Source organism: Gemmobacter nectariphilus DSM 15620 (assembly GCF_000429765.1).
GTDB lineage: Bacteria > Pseudomonadota > Alphaproteobacteria > Rhodobacterales > Rhodobacteraceae > Wagnerdoeblera > Wagnerdoeblera nectariphila.
Window position 1 is genome coordinate 40031 of record NZ_AUCM01000015.1, and the last position, 19094, is coordinate 59124.

21 protein-coding genes are annotated in these 19094 nt (G+C 65.5%); 6 read left to right on the top strand and 15 right to left on the bottom strand.

Annotated features, from left to right (window positions below; genetic code table 11):
* Positions 1-208: 208 nt before the first annotated feature.
* The 15 genes from G481_RS0114705 to G481_RS0114780 form a co-directional block, all read right to left on the bottom strand.
* Complete coding sequence (locus G481_RS0114705) at positions 209-589, bottom strand: DUF6362 family protein (protein ID WP_028030721.1); 381 nt, start codon at positions 587-589, stop codon at positions 209-211.
* Positions 582-782, bottom strand: a complete 201-nt coding sequence (locus G481_RS0114710; protein WP_028030722.1) for a hypothetical protein — start codon at positions 780-782, stop codon at positions 582-584. The genes G481_RS0114705 and G481_RS0114710 overlap by 8 nt, the downstream gene beginning before the upstream one ends.
* Entirely contained in the window at positions 779-1318 is a 540-nt protein-coding gene (locus tag G481_RS0114715; protein ID WP_028030723.1) for a hypothetical protein, read from the bottom strand. The genes G481_RS0114710 and G481_RS0114715 overlap by 4 nt, the downstream gene beginning before the upstream one ends.
* A gap of 340 nt (positions 1319-1658) precedes the next feature.
* Complete coding sequence (locus tag G481_RS0114720; RefSeq protein ID WP_245594974.1) at positions 1659-3980, bottom strand: AAA family ATPase; 2322 nt, start codon at positions 3978-3980, stop codon at positions 1659-1661.
* Positions 3977-4744, bottom strand: coding sequence for a PD-(D/E)XK nuclease family protein (locus tag G481_RS0114725; protein ID WP_028030725.1), 768 nt, complete (start codon positions 4742-4744; stop codon positions 3977-3979). The genes G481_RS0114720 and G481_RS0114725 overlap by 4 nt, the downstream gene beginning before the upstream one ends.
* Entirely contained in the window at positions 4731-5132 is a 402-nt protein-coding gene (locus tag G481_RS25190; protein WP_051294550.1) for a hypothetical protein, read from the bottom strand. Before G481_RS25190 ends, G481_RS0114725 begins: the two co-directional genes overlap by 14 nt.
* Positions 5129-5335 (bottom strand): DUF6511 domain-containing protein, encoded by a 207-nt coding sequence (locus G481_RS0114740; RefSeq protein ID WP_028030726.1) that lies wholly within the window; start codon positions 5333-5335, stop codon positions 5129-5131. Before G481_RS0114740 ends, G481_RS25190 begins: the two co-directional genes overlap by 4 nt.
* Positions 5336-5542: 207 nt before the next feature.
* A complete protein-coding gene (locus G481_RS0114745; RefSeq protein WP_028030727.1) occupies positions 5543-7231 on the bottom strand; it encodes a DEAD/DEAH box helicase in 1689 nt (562 codons plus the stop codon).
* 13 nt (positions 7232-7244) lie between these two features.
* Complete coding sequence (locus G481_RS0114750; RefSeq protein ID WP_028030728.1) at positions 7245-7868, bottom strand: hypothetical protein; 624 nt, start codon at positions 7866-7868, stop codon at positions 7245-7247.
* A gap of 101 nt (positions 7869-7969) precedes the next feature.
* Positions 7970-8845 carry an ATP-binding protein gene (locus G481_RS0114755; RefSeq protein ID WP_028030729.1) on the bottom strand — a complete coding sequence of 292 codons (876 nt, stop codon included), beginning with the start codon at positions 8843-8845 and terminating at the stop codon, positions 7970-7972.
* On the bottom strand, positions 8845-9141 hold the full coding sequence (locus tag G481_RS0114760) for a hypothetical protein (RefSeq protein WP_028030730.1): 297 nt from the start codon (positions 9139-9141) through the stop codon (positions 8845-8847). The genes G481_RS0114755 and G481_RS0114760 overlap by 1 nt, the downstream gene beginning before the upstream one ends.
* Positions 9142-9179: 38 nt before the next feature.
* Positions 9180-9374: a hypothetical protein gene (locus G481_RS23940; RefSeq protein WP_035026233.1), complete on the bottom strand. Its 195-nt coding sequence runs from the start codon at positions 9372-9374 to the stop codon at positions 9180-9182.
* A gap of 84 nt (positions 9375-9458) precedes the next feature.
* Entirely contained in the window at positions 9459-10181 is a 723-nt protein-coding gene (locus G481_RS0114770; protein WP_028030731.1) for an RNA polymerase sigma factor, read from the bottom strand.
* A 99-nt stretch (positions 10182-10280) separates the two neighbouring features.
* Positions 10281-10526 carry a hypothetical protein gene (locus G481_RS25955; RefSeq protein ID WP_035026235.1) on the bottom strand — a complete coding sequence of 82 codons (246 nt, stop codon included), beginning with the start codon at positions 10524-10526 and terminating at the stop codon, positions 10281-10283.
* A gap of 83 nt (positions 10527-10609) precedes the next feature.
* Positions 10610-12805, bottom strand: a complete 2196-nt coding sequence (locus tag G481_RS0114780; protein WP_028030732.1) for a hypothetical protein — start codon at positions 12803-12805, stop codon at positions 10610-10612.
* A gap of 388 nt (positions 12806-13193) precedes the next feature.
* Here G481_RS0114780 and G481_RS0114785 point away from each other — a divergent pair, with 388 nt between their 5' ends.
* From G481_RS0114785 to G481_RS0114810, 6 genes are all read left to right on the top strand, one after another.
* Positions 13194-13649 (top strand): DUF2924 domain-containing protein, encoded by a 456-nt coding sequence (locus G481_RS0114785; protein WP_028030733.1) that lies wholly within the window; start codon positions 13194-13196, stop codon positions 13647-13649.
* Positions 13646-14971 carry a recombinase family protein gene (locus tag G481_RS0114790; protein ID WP_028030734.1) on the top strand — a complete coding sequence of 442 codons (1326 nt, stop codon included), beginning with the start codon at positions 13646-13648 and terminating at the stop codon, positions 14969-14971. Before G481_RS0114785 ends, G481_RS0114790 begins: the two co-directional genes overlap by 4 nt.
* Positions 14968-15438 (top strand): hypothetical protein, encoded by a 471-nt coding sequence (locus G481_RS26925; protein ID WP_342666589.1) that lies wholly within the window; start codon positions 14968-14970, stop codon positions 15436-15438. Before G481_RS0114790 ends, G481_RS26925 begins: the two co-directional genes overlap by 4 nt.
* Entirely contained in the window at positions 15435-15950 is a 516-nt protein-coding gene (locus G481_RS23955) for a DUF488 domain-containing protein (protein ID WP_035026237.1), read from the top strand. The genes G481_RS26925 and G481_RS23955 overlap by 4 nt, the downstream gene beginning before the upstream one ends.
* The gene (locus tag G481_RS0114805; RefSeq protein WP_245594975.1) at positions 15889-16653 is read left to right on the top strand and encodes a hypothetical protein; all 765 of its coding nucleotides are present in this window, start codon (positions 15889-15891) and stop codon (positions 16651-16653) included. The genes G481_RS23955 and G481_RS0114805 overlap by 62 nt, the downstream gene beginning before the upstream one ends.
* A gap of 329 nt (positions 16654-16982) precedes the next feature.
* Positions 16983-19094: a site-specific DNA-methyltransferase gene (locus tag G481_RS0114810; protein ID WP_028030736.1), complete on the top strand. Its 2112-nt coding sequence runs from the start codon at positions 16983-16985 to the stop codon at positions 19092-19094.

Here is a 19094-nt window from a genome sequence, read left to right on the forward strand (position 1 = left end):
CCGCCAGCATACGAATGTCGCCAGGAAGGAACCGGAAACTGCCGTGGGCTGGACCCCGGCCGGACCCTCGCTGGATACCGGGGTCCAGAAGGCCCCCGTCAACGCAAAGGGGAGAGCGAGCTTTCCAGCGCACTCTCCCCATCTTGCCTTCGGAATAGCATGGATCTGTTGCAGATGTCGAAGGAAAAAGTGTTGCAACACATTGGAGTCACTGCGCATTCAGGCGCGCAGCGATCTTGGTCAGCGCCAGCTGCCAGCGCCGCCATGCGGTGGTGCGGTCGCACCCCAGCTCGCCGCTGATCTGCTTCCACGGCACGCGGGCCGCCCGCGACCAGACGAGCTTGCGCTCCGCCTCCTCGATCCAGAGCACCCAGTCGAAGGTCTGCTCGAGCCGAGTGATGGCGGCGGCCGAGGGCCAGACCCGCATCGGCTGCGGCTCCATCGCCGCGATCTCGCGGCTGGTCCGCACGATGTCGGGCCAGGTGTTGAAGTAGCCCTGCACCTTGACCGGCGGCAGCTTGCGCAGGGTGCGGAACGCCTCCTCGAAATGATCGGCGACGCAGTCGGCGGTCCATTCGCGATCAGTCATGGCGCAACTCCCTGTCGGAGGGACGCGGGCCGTAGAGCTTTTCGCCGAGTTGGCGGACCAGTTCACGCTCGGGCCAGGTGAGGCGGTCGTCATCGGCGGAGACCGCGAGAACGCCCTGTTCCCGCCAGCCCTCGCGCTTGACCTGTTCGGGATCCCGGCGCTGGCCGCCGTAGCCGTGGGGGTGCCACCTCATGCGACACCTCCCTTCGTCTCGATCGCCCAGAGCAGGATGGCGATGGCGTCGGCCTCGTTGTCGTCGGCCGGGCTGAAGCCGCGGGCGCGGACGGCGGCGACCATCGCGGCCTTGTCGGCGTTGCCCTTGCCTGCGGCATGACGCTTGATCGTGCCGACCGGGACCCCCTCGTAGGGCACGCCGCGCAGTTCCGCCCATGCGGTCAGCGTGGCCATGAGCCCGCCGTAGATATGGCTCGCGTCGGTGCCCGCGTGGCGGCGGACTTCCTCGAACCAGATCGCGGCGACGGGCCCCGACAGCCGGTCGATCTCGGTCAGCCAGTTGGTGAAGCGCAGGTAGCGCATGCCGCCGCCGTCGAAGCGGCCGGGGCGCAGCGAGACGGTGCCGCTGGTGATCAGACCGTCATGGCCGCGGATCGCCCAGCCGGTCGCGGTGCCGAGGTCGAGCGCGAGGATGCAGCGGTTGCGGGGGGTGTCGAGCGGCAGCGATTCAAACCTTGCGCCGTCGCAATTCGGGATCAGAGTCGGCTGAGCCATGATGGGTCTCCTTTGCCGGTGGCCTGTGGTGGTGGAAGACGACGGCGGTCTGGTGCTTGGCGGTACGGGGCCGCCGTCGTCGGATCGGGAAGCGCAAGGAAGCATCACGGCGGCGCGCGCGGCTGGCCCGGACGTATGGGAGGAGTGGCCAACCCTGTGGGGTGGCCCTCCCATACGTAGTATGGGGGTTTGACACCTAACTGTTCCGGGGAGAGCAAGTTGCTGAAATCATTGGAGAATAAGACTTCATGAAGTCTTCGGGCATGAGTCAGGGACCTAACTCTTATTTGCCCGTAACCCGTTGATTTCGTTGAGTTCACAGTTGGCGCTGTCATATGAGTCAGGCCTCACTCATATGAGTTAGGTCGTCCTCGAGCCCCTCCGGGTAGACCCAGACGGCGGGGTTTTCGACCTGCAGGCAGAGCCCGGATTGGGGGCATTTGAAGTGGCTGGGCAGGACCGGACGGGCCTCGGTGGTGACCTCGCCGGTGGCCGGATCGACATGATCGACGGGCGCGCCGAACTGCATCCCCTCGACGCAGAGGTAGCCGAACCGCGACCGGGTGACGGGGAAGCCGAACCCCGAGGGGTCGCGCAGGAACTTCACAAAGCCCTTGGTCGCCAGCACGCTGAGACGCTCACGGATCGTGTGCTTGCTGCCCAGACCTCCCCGGTTCTCGAAGGTCTCGGCGAACTGCATGGCGGTGTAGAGGCGCTCGCTGGCCGCCTCATCCAGCAGCATGCCGAGGATGACATCGTGCTTGCGCAGCCGCTCGGCATCGAGTTTGGCGCCCACCTCCTTGCGCACCAGGCGCTCGTTCATCGGGTTCAGCTCGACCCACTCGCCCTTCACCTTGTCGATGAGCTTGCCCGGCAGCGCGGGGCCGTTCCGCAGTTCGATCTCCAGCCGGCGGACGGTGCTGTCCTCGTCGGGGCGGTGCATGAGCAGCCCCGAGGTGTAGAAGCCGCGCAGCGCGCTGGCGCCGGAGAGCGCGAGGAAGGGATCGTCCTTGACCTGATGCTTGCTGGCCTTGCGGGTGTGGTGGGCGAGGATGACGCCCGCGTCCGGATTGATCGCCTCGCGCAGGAGCTCGACCCGGTCCTTCAGGAAGAACATCATGGCGGTGTTGTCGTTCTCGCCGCCCCCCTCGGGTCCGCCATCGAAGAGATTGCGGATGGGGTCGATGACGATGATGTCGGGCGGCGCGTCGGCGAATGCGGCCCGGATAGCCTCGGCCACGCGGGCGACGCCCTCCGCGTCGAGCAGCAGCTTCAGCTTCGGCGTGGCGATGAAGGTGTCGCGCGCGGCGGCGATCACGGCGGCAGACAGCGCGATCTGCTGCATGCGCTCGCGCAGGTAGTGATACTGGATCTCGGCCTGCAGATAGAACACGCCCAGCGGCCGGGGCGGCGTGAAGCCGAGGAACGGCACGCCAGCGGCCATGTGCACGAGCCAGCAGATCAGGAAGTCGCTCTTGCCGACCTTCGGCGCGCCGCCCAGCACCAGGAGCCCGCCCGGCGTCAGCACGCGCGGCCCGATGATGTCCTCCGGCATCGGACTGGTGTCGTCGAGCAGCGCGCCGAGGCTGAATGTCGGCAGCGGGCTGGCCGGGGCACCGACATGGGCCGCGCGCAGGAGCGGCGGGCCGTTGCGCTTCACATGCAGCGCCCAGAGGCGTTCGGACTCGGCCTGCAGCCGATCAAGCGGCCAGGACGGGCGCAGCATGGCGGCGTTGTAGCCGCAGATCGCCTCCCAGCCCTCGAATGGATCAAGGCGGCCTTCGTGCACCATGCGGATGTAGTGCCCGATGGCGGCACTGGCCCCCTGGAACCGCGACCAGTCGTCGACCGCGCCTTCGCGCACCGGCGTGGTGAGCACCGCGTCGATGCCGGGCTTGGTCGCCGGGGCCGAGACGTCGCTGGCGAAGCCCACGCCGGGCAGCGGCGGCATCTCGGCGACCCGTTCGGCGAAATCCACAAGGTCCACCTCGACGTCGCGCTGTTCGCGGATCTGCACGAGGCGTTGATGGCCATGCTTGTGATAGACGGTGCCAGGCACCCGGATCGGCTGGTGTGCCGATCGGAAATGCGTGTCGCCGCCGACCTTCACGGCGATCTCGCCCCGCAGGCGGCAGAGGGTGGCCAGCTCTTCGCTCTCGGCGGGTTCGGTCAGTTTCCACCAGACATGGAGCTTCGCCGCGCCCTCGGGTGTGCGCCCGCCGCTTTCGATGATCAACGTAGGCGGGCCGAGGTGGCGGGTGACGTGCTCGAGCTTGGCCGGGATGTCGCCCGCGTCGAGATCGACGACGATGGCCTGCATCTGCAGCACGTCGGCGGCGCGGGCCTGGCCCTGCTCGGCGACGGTGCCGGGGATGACATAGACGGCGGCGCCTTCGCGGTTCGCCCATCCGGCGAATGTTGCGAGCTTCTCTGTCGCGGTCTCGTCGGCGGGGATCCAGATGTTGTGCGGCTTGCCGTCCCGGCCCTGACCCTTGTCTACGAAGCCGCGGAGCGGGATCAGCCCCTCGCACCAGCTGAACACGGTGTCGAGGAAGACGGCGATCTGCTCTGGGTCGGGGTCGCAGCCGAACGGGTTCTCGGACGGCGGCCCGTCGTTGAAGTCCATCCACGGGTTGAAGTGCAGGATGCCGTCGTCGCTCATGCTGGCAGCCCCCAGCAGCGCTCGGCCCACGGGCAGAAGCGGCATTCGAAGAAGTCGGGCGTGGTCGCGACGCGTGGCAGAAGCTCGCCCGCATCGGTCGCCTGCAGGATCCGCACGCCCCGGTCGGACATGCGCTGCGCGAGATCGGCGTCGAAAGGCACCAGTTCGTGGTGCATCTCGGCCGTGTCCTTGTTGATCGCGGTGAACACGGCGGGCGCAGCGCTGATGCCGGGCACGCTGGTTTCCATGTAGGCCTGATAGACCGCGATCTGGGCGGCATAGACCGGCTTCGACTTGCTCACGCCGTCCTTGACGCAGGCGCGCCAGTTCTTCGCGTTCATCGTCTTGCACTCCCAGAGCGCGGGGGTGCGCAACCCCAACGTCGCGGCGGCCTTGGCGACGATCCCGTCGACATGACCGCGGATGCGCCCGCCCGCGACCGAGAAGCCGAACTGGCCGCCATCTGGCCGGTTGCCCTTGCGGGTGTAGAGGTCGAATCCCGCGCCGCGCAGCCAGGCGACGGCCAGATCCTCCAGCGCGTGGCCGATGGCGAAGATGCGTAGCGACTGGCCGCTGAAGTCCTGGCCCTCGTCCTTCGGCGTCGCCGTGAACTCGAACTGCAGCGCCCGCTCGCAGGCATGGCCGAGGCGCGAGCCGCCCAGATAATCGCGGGGCGGCCGCATCGCCTGATCGGCGGTGAGCGCCTGATCGACGGCGGTGTTCACCCGCTCGGCGAAGCTGGGGCGGCGGTTATAGTCCAGCATGCTGGCCTCCCTCGTAGCTGCGGTGGGCGAGCCCGTGGCAGGTCGAGCAGAGCCATTCGACCGAGAGCGGCGCGTCATAGTCGTGGTGATGCGCTTCGAGGTCGGTCACGCAGCCACATCGCTGACACCAGACCGGCACGACGATCCGACAAGCCTTGACGGCACGCCGGACGATGCTGTGGGCCCGATATTTCTCGGCGTGGCGCAGGCGATAGCGACGCTGCGCCTCCCGATGCTTCTCGGGCTTCCTGAATTTCTGCGCGTAGGCACGCTGGTATTCCCGGCGGCAGTCGCGGCACCAGGTCTGCCGACCATCGGGACTGAGCCGGCGGCGTCCGAACTCGCAGACGTCCTTCTCGACGCCGCATTTCGTGCAGAGCTTGGTCAAAACGGCACCTCCGGCGTCTGCGCCCGGGCGATATCGGACATGGCCTCGCGGAAGCCCTCGACGGCTTCCTCGATCAGCGCGCGCACCTGCGCCTCGGTCAGATCCGCAAGCGGGGTGGCCCAGCCGATCTCGTCCATCAGCAGCGCCACGCGCTTCATGGTGGCGGTGACGGCGGCGCGCTCTTCCTCGGTCAGGTCAACCATGGTGAGACGCTCCCGCGCCAAGCGCGTCCAGAAGGACTGGCAGGGCATCGAGCAGAACCAGACCGAAGGCCGGGGCTGCTTCGACCGGTGCGGATCGAACCAGCCAAAACCACGGGTGGGTTGCCGGCAGACAGCACAGAGCGTTCCACGCGGATGCCAGAGCCGCCGCCGGTCCTCGGCGTTGATGGATGTGAAGGGCATCACGGGTCATGCCGCCCTCCGTTCGGGCCGGGCGGCCGTGTCGATCAACTGGCGGATGGCGCGCTTGTTGAAGCCGAAGGTCATCAGCGCGGAGGCGCGGTAGCGCGTCAGGCCGAAGTCATGGCGGCACTCGGGCGGCAGGTACTGGAGCTGCTTTTCGGTCGGCGGCTGGCGCAGCCAGCCCCTCGTCTTGAAGGCGCTCTCGTCGGTCTCGTGCGTGTTCAGCCAGTCGTCGGCCTGCGCGAGGCAGACGGTGCGCTCACCGACACCCAACAGGTGGGGGCGCTCGCCCTTCGCCCCGCCGATCGCGTACCAGACCCCGTCCAGCCAGAAGATGCCGCCCCAGGCTGCGAAGCCCGTAGCCATCAGCGCGTCGTCCGTGCCGTAGAGGTCGACCCACGCGAAGCTGGACCGCTTCAGCAGGTCGATCTCGGTCATCATGAAGCCCGAGAGCGGCGCGGCGTCCCCGCCTTCGCCCGCATCCAGATCCTCGCGCGGGAACGCCTCGCCGCAGAGCGGGCATTCGGTGGCGGCCAGCGGGATCTCCGCCTCGCAGGCCGGACAGGTCTTGGTCGGCGCCTTGCCGGCCTCGGTCTTGCCGTCGAGATCGACATCCTGTTCCAGCGTGCCGTGGATCAGGCTCGACGTCCCGAAATCCAGCACGACGCAGTCGGTCTTCACGATGCCGGGGTGTTCCTCGGGATCGACGGTGCGCAGCCCGCGCCCGACCATCTGGATCATGGTGGACTTGTAGGAGCTGGGCCGCAGCAGCACGACGCAGGATGTGGGCGGATGGTCCCAGCCCTCGGTCAGCACCGCGACATTGACCACGACGTGGATGTCGCCCGCCGCGTAGTCGGAGAGGATCGCCTTGCGGGTCTCGGCCGCAAGATCGCCGTGGATCAGCGCGGCGGAAACGCCAGCTGCCCTGAACGCGTCGGTGACATGCTCGGCGTGCGCGACCGTGGAGCAGAACACCACGGTTTGCCGATCGCCCGCCTTCTCCTTCCAGTGGCGGATCACCTCGTCGGTGACGGGCGCGCGGTCCATGATGCCCGCCACCTCCGCCATGTCGAAATCCGACATGGTCTTGCGGACCGAGCGCAGCTCGTCCTGCACGCCCACATCGATGACGAAGGTGCGCGGCGGCACCAGGTGGCCCGACGCGATCAGTTCGCCCAATCGCACCTGGTCGGCGACATTGTCGAAGACCTCGCGCAGGCCCTTCCTGTCGCCACGGTTCGGCGTCGCCGTGACCCCGAAGATGCGGGCGTCGGGATTGGCCTCGCGCACGCGGTCAATGATGCGTCGATAGCTGTCGGCGACGGCGTGATGCGCCTCGTCGACAACCAGCAGGTCGAGGCGGGGCATGTCGGCCAGGTTCGAGGCCCGCGCCAGCGTAGGCACCATGGCGAAGGCGACCTGACCGCCCCAGGACTTCTCCGTGGCGTCGATCACCGAAGTGGCGACGCCCGGCACCACGCGCTGAAACTTGGCGCGGTTCTGCGCCGTCAGCTCGTCGCGATGCGCCAGCACGCAGGCCTTGGCGCCGTCGCCGATCATCTCGCCGGTGACCGCCGAGAGCATGATGGTCTTGCCCGCACCGGTGGGCGCCACGCCCAGCGTGTTGCCGCGGGAAGCGAGCGCAGCCACGCTGCGCTCGACGAAGGTCTTCTGGCGGGGGCGCAGGCGCATGGCCGGTCCCCCCTTACTGCGCCCAGCTCGGCCGACCGGCGTTACCGGGGGCGGACGCGGGCTGGCTGGGCTGGGTGGCCGTTGTGGGCTGCTGCGGGGCGTGGCCCTGCGCCGGGCCGGCGGTGAACTGCGGCGCGACCGTGCCCATCAGCGCGGCGTAGTCGCGATGGTCGGGCGTGACGGCAGCGCGGATCTCGTTCTTGTCCTCGCCGTTCGTGTCAGTGCCGATGTCGATGCGGGCGACGAACTCGACGCCGTCGAGATCGCCGAACCCGTTGATGCGGCGGCGCAGCTGCGCCTCCGGCGAGTTGTCCTTGTCCGACACGCCGCGCGCCGAGTTGAGGATGCCGCGGATCAGGCCGCGCCCCATGTTGGCCCAGTCCGGGCCCTTGGGGCTGTAGAGGCCGATCAGCGACCAGACCTTGCGCCGGGCATAGGGCCCCTCGAGCACCGTGTATTCGGCGTCGAGATAGACGGCGCCAGTGGCGGCGCGGCGCGCCCAGCCGCCGGTCCAGCCCTGCGAGGGGTCGTCGAAGCCGCCCGGGCGGAGCGTCAGGCGCACCTTAGCGAGCGTGCCCTTGGGGATGACGTTGGTGTTGGATTGGGCGGAGTTGAAGTCGTTCCAGGGTCCGGACATTGCGCGGCTCCTTTCAGTTGGAGGATGGGACGCGCAGCGGCGTCAGTGGGGAAAAGCCACCCCGGCGACCGGATCGGGACACCGGGCGTGGCGAGATGCGCTCAGCCATGGCCGGGCTCCTGCGCGGGCGCGGGATCGGCCGGGGTGACCGGCGGCCATGTCAGGCGTTCGGAGACCGGCGCTGCGGGGCGCTGGATCTTCTCCATCAGCCGGCCGAGATGCGGGGCCTCGACCCTGTCGAGGCGGCCCGAGCGGTCCTTGGCCGGATAGCTCCAGGGGTTCAGCGTCTGGCAGACGAAGGCGCGCTGCGGTTGGCCGTTGGCATCGGCGATGTCGGCCATGGTGATGACCTGATCGACGATCCCCGGCAGCTCGAGCCCGGTCTTCGAGCCGTCAATCTGCGGCTGGAAGACCTTGCGATTGAAGTCGTCGAGCCGCTCGTCAAGGATGCCCACGAACCAGACATGCTTGCCGCGCGTGTGCTGCAAGTGGGTCAGCCACGCGATCATCTCGCGGCCATGCAGACCGTAGGCGCCGCGGATGTCGGGCTTGCCGGTCTTCTCGGAGAACGCCTCGGGCTGGCCGCGGCACCACTGGAAGCATAGCCGCCCGGCCACGGTGATCGAGTCGATGAAGACGGTCTCGTACTTCCCGATCACCGCCGGGTCGCCGTAGCGCCCGCAGACCTCGTCGAAATGCGCCTGGCTGTAGGGCTGGTCCTCGCGCAGCGCCGGGTTCGGCCCGCCGATGAACACCGCGAAATCCCGGCATTCCTTCCAGGTGCGGGGCCGGAGCGTGTCGATCTCCAGCCCCTCGACCGCCAGATCCCCGGCCTCGAGGTCGAGGAAGAGCGTGGTCGGGGCGTTCAGCGTCCAGAGCAGGCTGGTCTTGCCGATGCCGGACCGGCCGAAGATCACGCCCTTGATGCCCTTGCGCTGCGCGATCCGTTCGTCGGCGCCGATGATGGGAAGGGCCATCACTGGCCCTCCTTCTTCATCACCGCCGTGGCGGCGCGATCTGCGCCGATGCACCCCGCCTCGCGGGCGAGCTTGTAGAGCCGCTTCAGCGCGTCGGCGCGGCGGTAGGCGGCCGAGCTCTCGCGCTCCGCCTCCACGATCGCGAAGGCGATCTCGTCGACGGTCGCCTCGACGACCGGCAGCGGCTCCCGCGGCTCGTCACCGGCGCGCTGCGGGAAGGCGATAGTTTCGGGGAGATCTTCGAGCGCGTAGTTCACCTTGCGAAGACGGGTGATGGTGTCCGGCTGGTCCGGCATGGCGGTTCTCCGTGGGATGATGTGATCGAGGAGGCGCATCACGCGGCCTCGCGGACGTCGGGCGCGGGCTCGGCGACGTAGATCGCCAAGAGCGGCGTCCCGTCGGCATGGGCGCCGGCGTCCTCGATCTGAAAGTTGCGGTTGGGCTCACAGACCTCGGTCAGCTCCCAGCGGCGATAGAGCCCCGGAAGACGCCTGAAATCCTCGAGCGACAGATCGGCAGTGCGGTTCATGCGTGTCTGCTTTCGGTTGGAGGGAAGGCGCTCGGGGCGCTCGAATGGGAAAAGCCACCGGCGGGACCGGATCGGGACATCGGCTCAGGGGATTTCCTGGAGGGCGCCGTGCAGCCGGCGCATGGCGCGCTGGTACCGCTTGCGGGCGGCCGCCTCGGTCAGCCCCAGTTCGACGGCGACCTCGGCCTGCGAGAAGCCCTCGATCGACACGCGGATCACCAGGAGGGCGTCGTCGCCGAGCAGCTTCCGCATGGCGCCGTTCAGCCGTGCGTACCCGGCCGCGCCGATCCCGCTTTCGCCGCTGTCCGCCACCTCGTCGGGGTCGGCGCCGCTGGCGAGATATTCGCGCGTCTGGTCGCGCTGGCGCATGCGGATCATGTCGCGCTCGACGTTGCGCAGCACCGTGGCCGCGATCCAGTTGACGCGACCGAGATCGAGGCCGCGGACAGCCTCGGTGGTGCGCGCCAGAACATCGGACGCGATCTCGTCGGCGGTGCCGAGCCTGCGCCAGAGCGACCGGCGGCGGATGGCGTCGAGGCCGGGCCAGAGCGCCAGCAACAGCAGCGTCAGGGCGCAGTCGGACACGGGACCGTCGCCCTGCGCCGCCCTGACGAGAGTGGAAAGGATCAGGTTCTTCTGGCCCTTATCGCCGGGGCTGCGGTGCAGCCTGTCCAGCAGGGCCGCCGGATCCCGGAACGCCGCAAGGGCGGCCTGTTCACGCCGGACGGCGTCGAAACTGCGCTGGAAGTGAAGGTTGGAAGAAGAATGCATGAGGTGATCACGGATCTCGTGCCACGCGATAGACATCGGACGCCTGCCTTGCGGCCAGGCGTCCGGCGCCTTCTCGTGGCCAGGTCAGGACGTCGCGCGTCTCTGCGATTTCAGGGGGTTGGGTGAATGCGCGCGTCAGCGCGCGGGGGCGGTCGCGTTGTTCAGCGTGCCGCAGCCCCGACAGGTGGCCTGAACCGGGAAGCCCACGAGATACTCGTGCCCCCGCGCGAAGCGCAGGTGCATGCGGCCGTCCCGGCAGACGCCGAGCAGCTTGTCACAGCGCGTGCAGCGCCATTCCGAGTTGAGGGTGGTGGACTTGGTCGTCGCGGCGCCGGACCAGCTCGTCTGGGCTGCCTGGCGCGAGGGGAAGGGAGTCGGCATGAAAAAGCTCCTCTATATGGAGCCCTTCCAATAATCAGCGGTTTGTTAGACCGTCCCGCCCGAAACCCTAGATGAACTCTAGATCACGCGGGGTCGGTCGCCTCGCCGAGACGCCAATAGCGATTGCTCGAACCGTGTCGGATGTAAGTCGGATGAGCCTTCGCCCATGCGCCGGAAGAGAACAGCTGTCTGGGATTGTCAGACCCCATCCCGTCCATCAGGACCTTGGTCAGCCGCTGGCCTGTGCCATCGGTCGCCGCTTCAACAAGGCTTTCGAAGAGTTGGATCTGGCCCGCGCCGTCGAGCGTGAGCGGCTCGAGACCAGGGATGATGAGCGTCGCAGAGCGAGGCGTGTGTCGCACAACCTGAGCGACTTGCGCAGAGGTCGCCAGCGTTCGGTTTGCCTCGAAGCGCCGGGCCATTTCCTCTCGGTCCAGATCGCCGAGGCTTCCGTCGTTCAGCAGCAGGTCGCGCAGCGCGATAACGACGTTCGGCCCGAGGAATTGCGGCGGCTCATCGGAAACGGCGAGTACGAGACCGGGGCCCGCTGTATGCCGCGACCGAAGCGCAGTTTCCACACTCTCGCGGGCTTTCAGATCGGCAAGGCGGCGCGCCAGGTAAAGCGGGACCTTTCGCTCACCCAGTGCCATCGGCCCAAGCGAGACGACAAACTCGTTGATGGTTTCGATGTTTCTGATGCCGAGAGAGCCAGCTATCGCCTTGAGGATGGTTTCGGCGAGCCATGCTCGATCGATCCCGTACTCGATCGCATTGGTGTCGAGACGCAATCCGTCCGCCTCCCCAAAGGAACCGGTTTGTCGAACCGTCCCTGGCTCCGGACCCGCTTGCTGCTCAACTTCGACAACCTCATCGTCATCCTCGGCGAGCCCAATCACCTGCCGCCCTTTGCGGGCAATCAATCTCGCACTCACCAGACGGGCTGGATCGACGCCCGCGGAGCTGAAGAACGCACCTGCAACAGTGTCGCCGGGCAGGTCGTACAGCGACAGAAGAAAGCCGAACCACTGAGCCCGTTCCTGATCGGTGAGCGTCCGCAGGTTCTGCATAATACCCCAGTATTCGAGCAGTCGGAACCCGAGGTCCCGAAGGAACGGATCGCGCATGCTCTGCACGTCCGAACTGCTGCCATCCGAGATCGAGACCCGGAAGGTTCCCTCCTTTCCGTCCGATCGACGGGTGTAACCAATTGCGATGGCGATTTTTGTGAAGCCGAAACTCCGGATCAGGTTGGCCGAATTGGAGACGTATTTCTGGACAACTTCCTCCATCTTGTCCTTTATGGTCACCTTGATGTTCAGCCTTCGGCCCCACGAGCCGAGGCGGACCTCGGCCTCGACTACCGCCGCCATCGTGATCTCGACGTCCTCGAGATCCGGACAATCCAGATCGAAGGAAGACCTGAAGCGTTCGAGGTTGAATTCCCGGCGGGTCAGCGGTTTGGCCGAAGGCGGGCGCCCTAGAACGACCTCCGCGAAGACCTTAGAGGTCTTTTCACGAACGTCGCTGCTGGCAGACGCGACCTCGATTTTCTTCAGCTGGGGTGTGTAGATCAGGACAGCCTCATGCGAGGGCCTGTAGTAATGGACGGTCCAGCCCCCTTCCTCGCGATGATTGTCGATGCTCGACAGGGGCCCGGGATGGCGCAGGGCGACCATGAAGGACGGCGGGTAGTTGGCGGTCTCGGGCAATTCGAGGATGGACGCGGTGACCTTGCCCTTCAGTCCCAGAGCTTCCTGAACAGCGTCACAGAGCTTCTCGTCAGGGATTCCGTCCGTGTCGGCGACAGAAGCGTGGTCGAAGTCCACCTCGCAGCATGTGTAGTACGTCCGCCGTTCTCGATAGCGCCGCGCGGCATAGAAGCTCTGGGCGTCGTGAAAGTGCATCGGGAAGACCGTGCGCATCCAGATGCTCTTGCACAGAAGGTCAGGCTGGGACTCAAACTGGTCGTAGTCGACATTCTGCAGCCGTTGGCCCGCAACCGTTTCGAGTGAGGTCGCTCCCTTGTCCTGGCCCATGTCGAGCAGAGCGCCAGCGATGCCTTCAAGTAGCCCGATGATTTCCTTGTCCTCCGAACGCAGGTACGCACTCAGGGCTGCCTTGCCTTGATCATCGGGCGTGCCCTCAGCGATTTCCGGCGGAGCGAGAAGAGTGTCGTCGGGCCGTTTGAAGCTGGCGAGAAACTGCCGGACCAGCGCAGCCGGGGCGCCCTGAAGGATGCTCCCGAGGTTCGGTCCGAATTCGCTCTTCTTACGCGCCATGAACTCACCTCACTGAACTACTGCTCTCGATTGATTCAACCTGCGATAATCATGGACAAATCCGTGATCGGCAAGTCTTGATGTTCTCTTCCTGTTCGCATTTTCGGATCCCGCTTTCATGAGATGTCCCATCCCGGGCGGGCCGGTGGCTTTTGTTTGGTATCCACCACCGAACACGGCCACGAGACATGAAACGTCCCAATCCGCTCCCACCTGACCATATGCCCGCCACCAAGCGCCGCGCCGAGCTCTGCGGGCTGCTGGCGCTCGGGCTGGTTCGGTTGCGGATGCGGGATGGGCGAGAAGTATCTGACGATACTGGAGAACGTTGCCTACACTATCCGCCCGACCAATGTCGTCATGCAACTCCAACTCACCGGAGAAATGCATGAACAAGCCCGATCCCATCCCAGCGCGCCTGGCCGCGCTCAAGACCACGCCGACGCCCGACCTGAAGCAACAGTGGCGCGACCTGTTCGACAGCGAGCCGCCGCCGTTCAATCGCCGCTACCTCGAAAGCCGGCTGGCCTATCGCATCCAGGAACTCGCCTATGGCGGGCTGAAGCCGGAGACGATCCGGCGCCTTGAGCGGCTCGGCGAGGAACTGGACGGCGGCGACAGGAAGAAGCGCGGCATGCGCGCCGACCGTGACCGCCCGATCACGGGAACGCGGCTGCTGCGAGAATGGCAGGGCGTCGAGCAGATCGTCACCGTAACTGCCGACGGCTTCGAATGGCAGGGGCGGCCCTACAAGTCGCTGTCCGCCATCGCACGGGCCATCACCGGCACGCGCTGGAACGGCTGGGTGTTCTTCGGGCTTAAGAATCACAGGGGTCGGACATGACGAAGCCGCCCGAAAAATCGAAGCTCGTCCGCAAGCTGCGGTGTGCCGTCTACACGCGCAAATCCTCCGAGGAAGGGCTGGAGCAGGAGTTCAACAGCCTGCATGCCCAGCGAGAGGCCTGCGAGGCGTACATCGCTAGTCAGCGGTCGGAAGGCTGGGTGCTGGTCCGCGATCAGTATGACGACGGCGGCATCTCGGGCGGCACGCTGGAACGGCCCGGCCTGAGGCGGCTGCTGGAGGACATCGAGGACGGGCTGGTCGACGTGGTCGTGGTCTACAAGATCGACCGCCTCTCTCGGTCGCTGGCGGATTTCGCCAAGCTGGTCGAGGTGTTCGACCGGAACGGCGTGACCTTCGTATCGGTCACGCAGAGTTTCAACACCACCACGTCGATGGGACGCCTGACGCTGAACATCCTGCTGTCCTTCGCCCAGTTCGAGCGCGAGGTCACGGCCGAGAGGATCCGCGACAAGGTCGCCGCCAGCCGGAAAAAGGGCATGTGGATGGGCGGGGTGCCGCCCTTCGGCTACCGCGTCGAGAACAGGAAGCTGGTGGTGGACGAGGAAGCCGCCGCGCATGTCCGCTGGATCTTCGCGCGCTTCCTCGAAACCGGGTCCTGTACGGAACTGGCGCGAGAAGTCGGCGCACGCGGCATCCGAACGCCGCGCGGGAACAGGATCGACAAGAAGTACGTCTACCGGATGCTCAGCAACCGCGCCTACATCGGCGAGGCGGTCCACAAGGGCGACAGCTATCCCGGCGAGCACGACGCCATCATCGACCGCGAGACGTGGGACCGTGTCCATGCGATCCTGCAGGAGAGCCCCCGGAAGCGCGCCGCCCGCACACGCGCCGACACGCCCGCGCTGCTGAAGGGGTTACTGTTCGGGCCCGATGGCGCCGCATTCTCGCCGACGCATACCCGCAAGGGCGACCGGCTGTACCGCTACTATGTCAGCCAGACGGTGCTGAAGCATGGCGCTGGGTCGTGCCCGGTCGGCCGCGTGCCCGCGGGCGATATCGAGGCGGCGGTGATCGACCAGCTTCGCGCCGTCTTTCGCCAGCCGGAGATTGTTGCGGGGACCTTGAAGGCGGCGCGTGCCTACGCCGAAGACATCTCCGAGGCCGACGCACGCGCGGCCTTGCAGCAGCTCGATCCGCTGTGGGACGAACTCTTCCCCGCAGAGCAGGCCCGCATTGTCACGCTGCTGGTTGAGCGCGTCGATATCGGCACGAACGGGCTCAACTTCCGGCTCCGGATGGACGGCCTCGGAGGGCTCGCGCGCGAGATGCTGTCTGGCAGCATCGGAGCAGCAGCATGACCCGCGCGACGGCGGTCCCCGAGACGGTCACAATCCACGTGCCATTCCGCATCGTGAAGCGCGGCGGACGCAAGGAGATGCAACTGCCCGACCGCGTCCGACCAGAGCGCACGCCGGACAGCACGCTGGTCAAGGCGCTGGCCCGCGCCTTCCGCTGGAAGCGGATGCTCGAGTCGGGTGAGTTCGCCACCATCGCCGAACTGGCCGAGCGAGAGGGGATCGCTGCACCATACCTTACGAGGACGATGCGCCTGTCGCATCTGTCCCCAGACCTGGTTGAGTCGATCCTCGACGGACGTCAGCCGCGCCACCTGACGCTGGAAGTCCTGCGGCAACCTCTGTCGGAAGACTGGAGCGAGCAGAAGCGTGCGCTTGGCGAAGCTGCGACACCTCAAGATCTGCGGCAAATCAGGGGATTCACGTCGGAACCAAGGCATGTTACCGTCAAAGAAAAGGGGCAGGCATGAGCGTAGTATTCACGGTTGGCTATGAGGGAACCGACATTGATCGGTTCGTCCGGACGCTGAAAGCGGCTGGCGTCGAAAGGTTGGCCGATGTTCGCGCGGTCGCTGCATCGCGCAAGGCCGGCTTCTCGAAAACCAAGCTGGCTGCGCGTCTTGCCGACGAAGGTATCGAATATTCGCATTTCATCGCCCTTGGCGATCCCAAACCCGGCCGCGAAGCAGCCCGGGCCGGAGATTTTGACCTGTTTCGTTCAATTTACGGCGCGCATATCGAGACAACCCCAGCGCAAGAATCGCTGCGGAAATTGATCGATTTTGTTCAGGATGCGCCGACTTGCCTGCTCTGTTTCGAGCGCGATCCGGAAACCTGCCACAGGACAATCGTTGCGCACGAAGTGATCGAAGAGACGGGCTTCGAGGTATTCAATCTGTTCGCTGATGATCCGGAGCGATATGTCCGTCACGCTGCAAAACTGCCGCGTTTCCATTCTGGTGAAGGCCTTACCGCAGCGTAGCGCCAACCACGGGGAAACTGTCTGCTGCGCCGGGGTGACAGCCCACGGCGAATTCAAGCGCCTGTTCCCAATCCGATTTCGGCATCTTTCCGACGGCGCTGCGTTCAAGCGCTGGGACTGGGTCGATTTCAAGTTCAGGCCGCCGACCAGTGATCGTCGTGCGGAGAGCTGCCATGTGATGGAAGACAGCATCACCGTGAACGGCAGCATGTCGCCGAAGGATCGAGCGTCGTTTCTCAGCCCGCTCGTGTCTGCCTCCATCAAGGAAGCCGAGGCGGCTGGCAGGTCGCTTGCGCTGATCCGGCCGCGAAATACCCGATTCTTCTACAAGGCCAAAAAGCCGGATGAGATCGAACAGGAACGGCGACTGTATGCGGAGGCCGCGCGCCAGGGGTCGTTCTTCGATGAGCAACTGAAGGCGCTCGAACCCAGTCCCTATGATTTCCGCTTCAAGTTCGAAGATGGCACGGGCCCCCACGACTGCGCGAATGGCGATTGGGAAGCCCACGCCATGTTCTTCAACGGCCGTCGGCGGGAGGGATCCGACCAGGCTGCGCTGGACTGGATGAGCAAGACCTTCAACGAGGAATACCCTCGGAAAGGCATGTTGTTCTGCGTCGGCAACATGGCCAAGCGCCATCACACATGGCAGTTGCTGGGTGTCCTCCGTGTGGACGACACTGGTCAGACGTCGCTGTTCTGAAAATCGGATGGCCATTGTTGTCCATCCTGGCGCAGACAGGAGCCGAGGACTGCGGGCGCAAGCCGCCATTCGGCTTGCTTCATCATGCACTTGCGGTTTAGTCTGCGCGCGTAAACGGCGGTTCTGTCAGCTCATTTTCGCAGGGCGTTCGGCAAGTCCGTCGCCGCCTGACAGGACATAGAATTGATGACAGCCGCGACCGCGATCCCTACCACCTTGCCTGCCCACCGGACGCCTGCGGACGAGCGCGCGCATGCCTTGCTTCACACGGCGCGCGCGGGGCATCTCGGGTGCGGTACAGCTGCGGGTGAGGGGAACGAGGACTGGCAATGTCGCGTCTGACGGATCTGATCGCCCGGGCAAAGGCCAGGGATAGCGCTCTGGGAGAAGAGCTCGAACGGGAGTTCAAGGCGCTGGCGTCGCGGCGGGCCTTTGGTCTGAACTTCGAACGGCACCGCCCCGAAAGCGTGGAACTGCCCGGCCGCCCCGTGCGGCGGGGCGACAAGGTGCGGATCCTGCCGCCGCGGGGCTCTGTCCAGCGCGCGGACCAGCGGCTGTGGCGCGTCAAGCGGATTGACGGCGAAGGCGAGGCGCGGATGGCGCTGGTCGAACTGATCGACGCCGAGGCGCCAGAGACGGTGGAGGTCGCAGTCGCCGATCTGGTCGTGGTGGCAGAGTTCCGGGATTACATCTACCCCGGCCTGGTCAGCACCGGGCGGGTGGAGCGCGGCGGCGACAAGCCGTTCCACACGGTGATCAACGGCGAGAACTTCCATGTGCTGGAGGCGCTGACCTACACACATCGTGGCAAGATCGACGCCATCTACATCGACCCGCCCTACAATACGGGCGCGCGGGACTGGAAATACAACAACGATTATGTCGAGGCCGAGGACCTGTATCGGCACTCGAAGTGGCTGGCAATGATGGAGCGGCGACTGCAGGTAGCAAGGCAGCTCCTAAATCCGATGTCATCCGTTCTCATCGTTACAATAGACGAGAAGGAAATTCATCGAATCGCACTTCTGCTGGAGCAAATGTTTCCAGATGGAAATTTGCAAACGGTCGCTGCTGTGATTAACCCGCAAGGCACCGGACGGGTAAATGAATTCTCCCGCACCCATGAATACGTCATCTTTGTCATGTTTGGGGATATTCAACTCATTCCCCAAAGCGACAATATGTTCGATCGCGATGAGCGTGAGAACGATGTTCCGATCGAATGGCGCAATCTGCGAAGGAGAGAACGGGAAAGCGTCCGTGGGTCTCGCCCAAACCAGTTCTACGCAGTCTTCGTAGATATCGAGTCCGGCTTGATTCACTCCGTAGGGGACCCGCTGAGTGACGATATAGATATCACAACGATAGTCGCACCAGCAGGAACGCGGGCGATCTTTCCAATGACGCCTGACGGCAGAGAGATGATTTGGGGCATTGTCCCCGACAGGCTCCGCTATCTGGCGAGCAAATCGTTTGCTCGCGTAAAGAACGGCGATCTGGTTCAATTTCTCAATGCCGGGACTGTACGGGCTATCGAGGAAGGCAGGGTCGAGATATCGGGTAAGGATCGATGGGGTGGCGTAGATGCGCGTTATTCTGCGGGAAGCAAGCGACTCATGCCCAAGACGGTCTGGGTTCGTGAAGCTCATAATGCACAGGCATCCGGCACGCTCTTGCTCAAACGGTTGATCGGCTCTCGGACCTTCCCATTCCCCAAGTCGTTGCACGCTGTAGAAGACTGTCTTCGCTTCTTCGTTTCAGCGAAGACTGATGCCATTGTCCTCGACTTCTTTTCCGGCTCGGGCACCACGGCACATGCAGTCATGCGCCTAAACCGGCAGGATGGTGGGCGACGACAGTGCATCTCGGTTACCAACAACGAGGTCGCGGCCGACGAACAAGCTGCCCTGCGTAGGTCGGGCCTTCGACCAGGTGATGCGGATTGGGAAAAGTGCGGCATCTGCGATTACATCACAAAGCCTCGCATAGCATCAGCGATTACCGGCAAAACGCCGGACGGCAAGGACATTGAAGGTGAGTATCGGTTTATCGACGAATTCCCGATGGCCGAGGGGTTCGAGGAGAACGCCGAGTTCTTCACCTTGACCTACGAAGCACCCGTTGCCGTCAGCCACAACCTCGCCTTCCAGCGCATCGCGCCGCTGTTGTGGATGCGCGCCGGATCGGCAGGGCGCCGCATCGACGATCTTCCCGCCGCCGGATGGGACGTGGCCGACACCTACGGCCTGCTCGTGGACCTGGACCGCGCCGCCGCGTTCTGCGACGCGGCCGCCGCCCAACCGACCCTGCGCATCGCCTACGTCGTGACTGATGACGACCGCCGGTTCCAGGCGGTGGCGCGCGCACTGCCCGACAGCGTCGAGCCGGTGCGGCTCTACGAGTCCTACCTCTCCAATTTCCGCTTTTCGATGGGCCGCTGA

Excerpts from the sequence above, each read along its gene's own strand:
- G481_RS0114705 (WP_028030721.1), bottom strand. The coding sequence starts at position 589 with ATGACTGATCGCGAATGGACCGCCGACTGCGTCGCCGATCATTTCGAG.
- G481_RS0114710 (WP_028030722.1), bottom strand. The coding sequence starts at position 782 with ATGAGGTGGCACCCCCACGGCTACGGCGGCCAGCGCCGGGATCCCGAA.
- G481_RS0114715 (WP_028030723.1), bottom strand. The coding sequence starts at position 1,318 with ATGGCTCAGCCGACTCTGATCCCGAATTGCGACGGCGCAAGGTTTGAA.
- G481_RS0114720 (WP_245594974.1), bottom strand. The coding sequence starts at position 3,980 with ATGAGCGACGACGGCATCCTGCACTTCAACCCGTGGATGGACTTCAAC.
- G481_RS0114725 (WP_028030725.1), bottom strand. The coding sequence starts at position 4,744 with ATGCTGGACTATAACCGCCGCCCCAGCTTCGCCGAGCGGGTGAACACC.
- G481_RS0114740 (WP_028030726.1), bottom strand. The coding sequence starts at position 5,335 with ATGGTTGACCTGACCGAGGAAGAGCGCGCCGCCGTCACCGCCACCATG.
- G481_RS0114745 (WP_028030727.1), bottom strand. The coding sequence starts at position 7,231 with ATGCGCCTGCGCCCCCGCCAGAAGACCTTCGTCGAGCGCAGCGTGGCT.
- G481_RS0114750 (WP_028030728.1), bottom strand. The coding sequence starts at position 7,868 with ATGTCCGGACCCTGGAACGACTTCAACTCCGCCCAATCCAACACCAAC.
- G481_RS0114755 (WP_028030729.1), bottom strand. The coding sequence starts at position 8,845 with ATGGCCCTTCCCATCATCGGCGCCGACGAACGGATCGCGCAGCGCAAG.
- G481_RS0114760 (WP_028030730.1), bottom strand. The coding sequence starts at position 9,141 with ATGCCGGACCAGCCGGACACCATCACCCGTCTTCGCAAGGTGAACTAC.
- G481_RS23940 (WP_035026233.1), bottom strand. The coding sequence starts at position 9,374 with ATGAACCGCACTGCCGATCTGTCGCTCGAGGATTTCAGGCGTCTTCCG.
- G481_RS0114770 (WP_028030731.1), bottom strand. The coding sequence starts at position 10,181 with ATGTCTATCGCGTGGCACGAGATCCGTGATCACCTCATGCATTCTTCT.
- G481_RS25955 (WP_035026235.1), bottom strand. The coding sequence starts at position 10,526 with ATGCCGACTCCCTTCCCCTCGCGCCAGGCAGCCCAGACGAGCTGGTCC.
- G481_RS0114780 (WP_028030732.1), bottom strand. The coding sequence starts at position 12,805 with ATGGCGCGTAAGAAGAGCGAATTCGGACCGAACCTCGGGAGCATCCTT.
- G481_RS0114785 (WP_028030733.1), top strand. The coding sequence starts at position 13,194 with ATGAACAAGCCCGATCCCATCCCAGCGCGCCTGGCCGCGCTCAAGACC.
- G481_RS0114790 (WP_028030734.1), top strand. The coding sequence starts at position 13,646 with ATGACGAAGCCGCCCGAAAAATCGAAGCTCGTCCGCAAGCTGCGGTGT.
- G481_RS26925 (WP_342666589.1), top strand. The coding sequence starts at position 14,968 with ATGACCCGCGCGACGGCGGTCCCCGAGACGGTCACAATCCACGTGCCA.
- G481_RS23955 (WP_035026237.1), top strand. The coding sequence starts at position 15,435 with ATGAGCGTAGTATTCACGGTTGGCTATGAGGGAACCGACATTGATCGG.
- G481_RS0114805 (WP_245594975.1), top strand. The coding sequence starts at position 15,889 with ATGTCCGTCACGCTGCAAAACTGCCGCGTTTCCATTCTGGTGAAGGCC.
- G481_RS0114810 (WP_028030736.1), top strand. The coding sequence starts at position 16,983 with ATGTCGCGTCTGACGGATCTGATCGCCCGGGCAAAGGCCAGGGATAGC.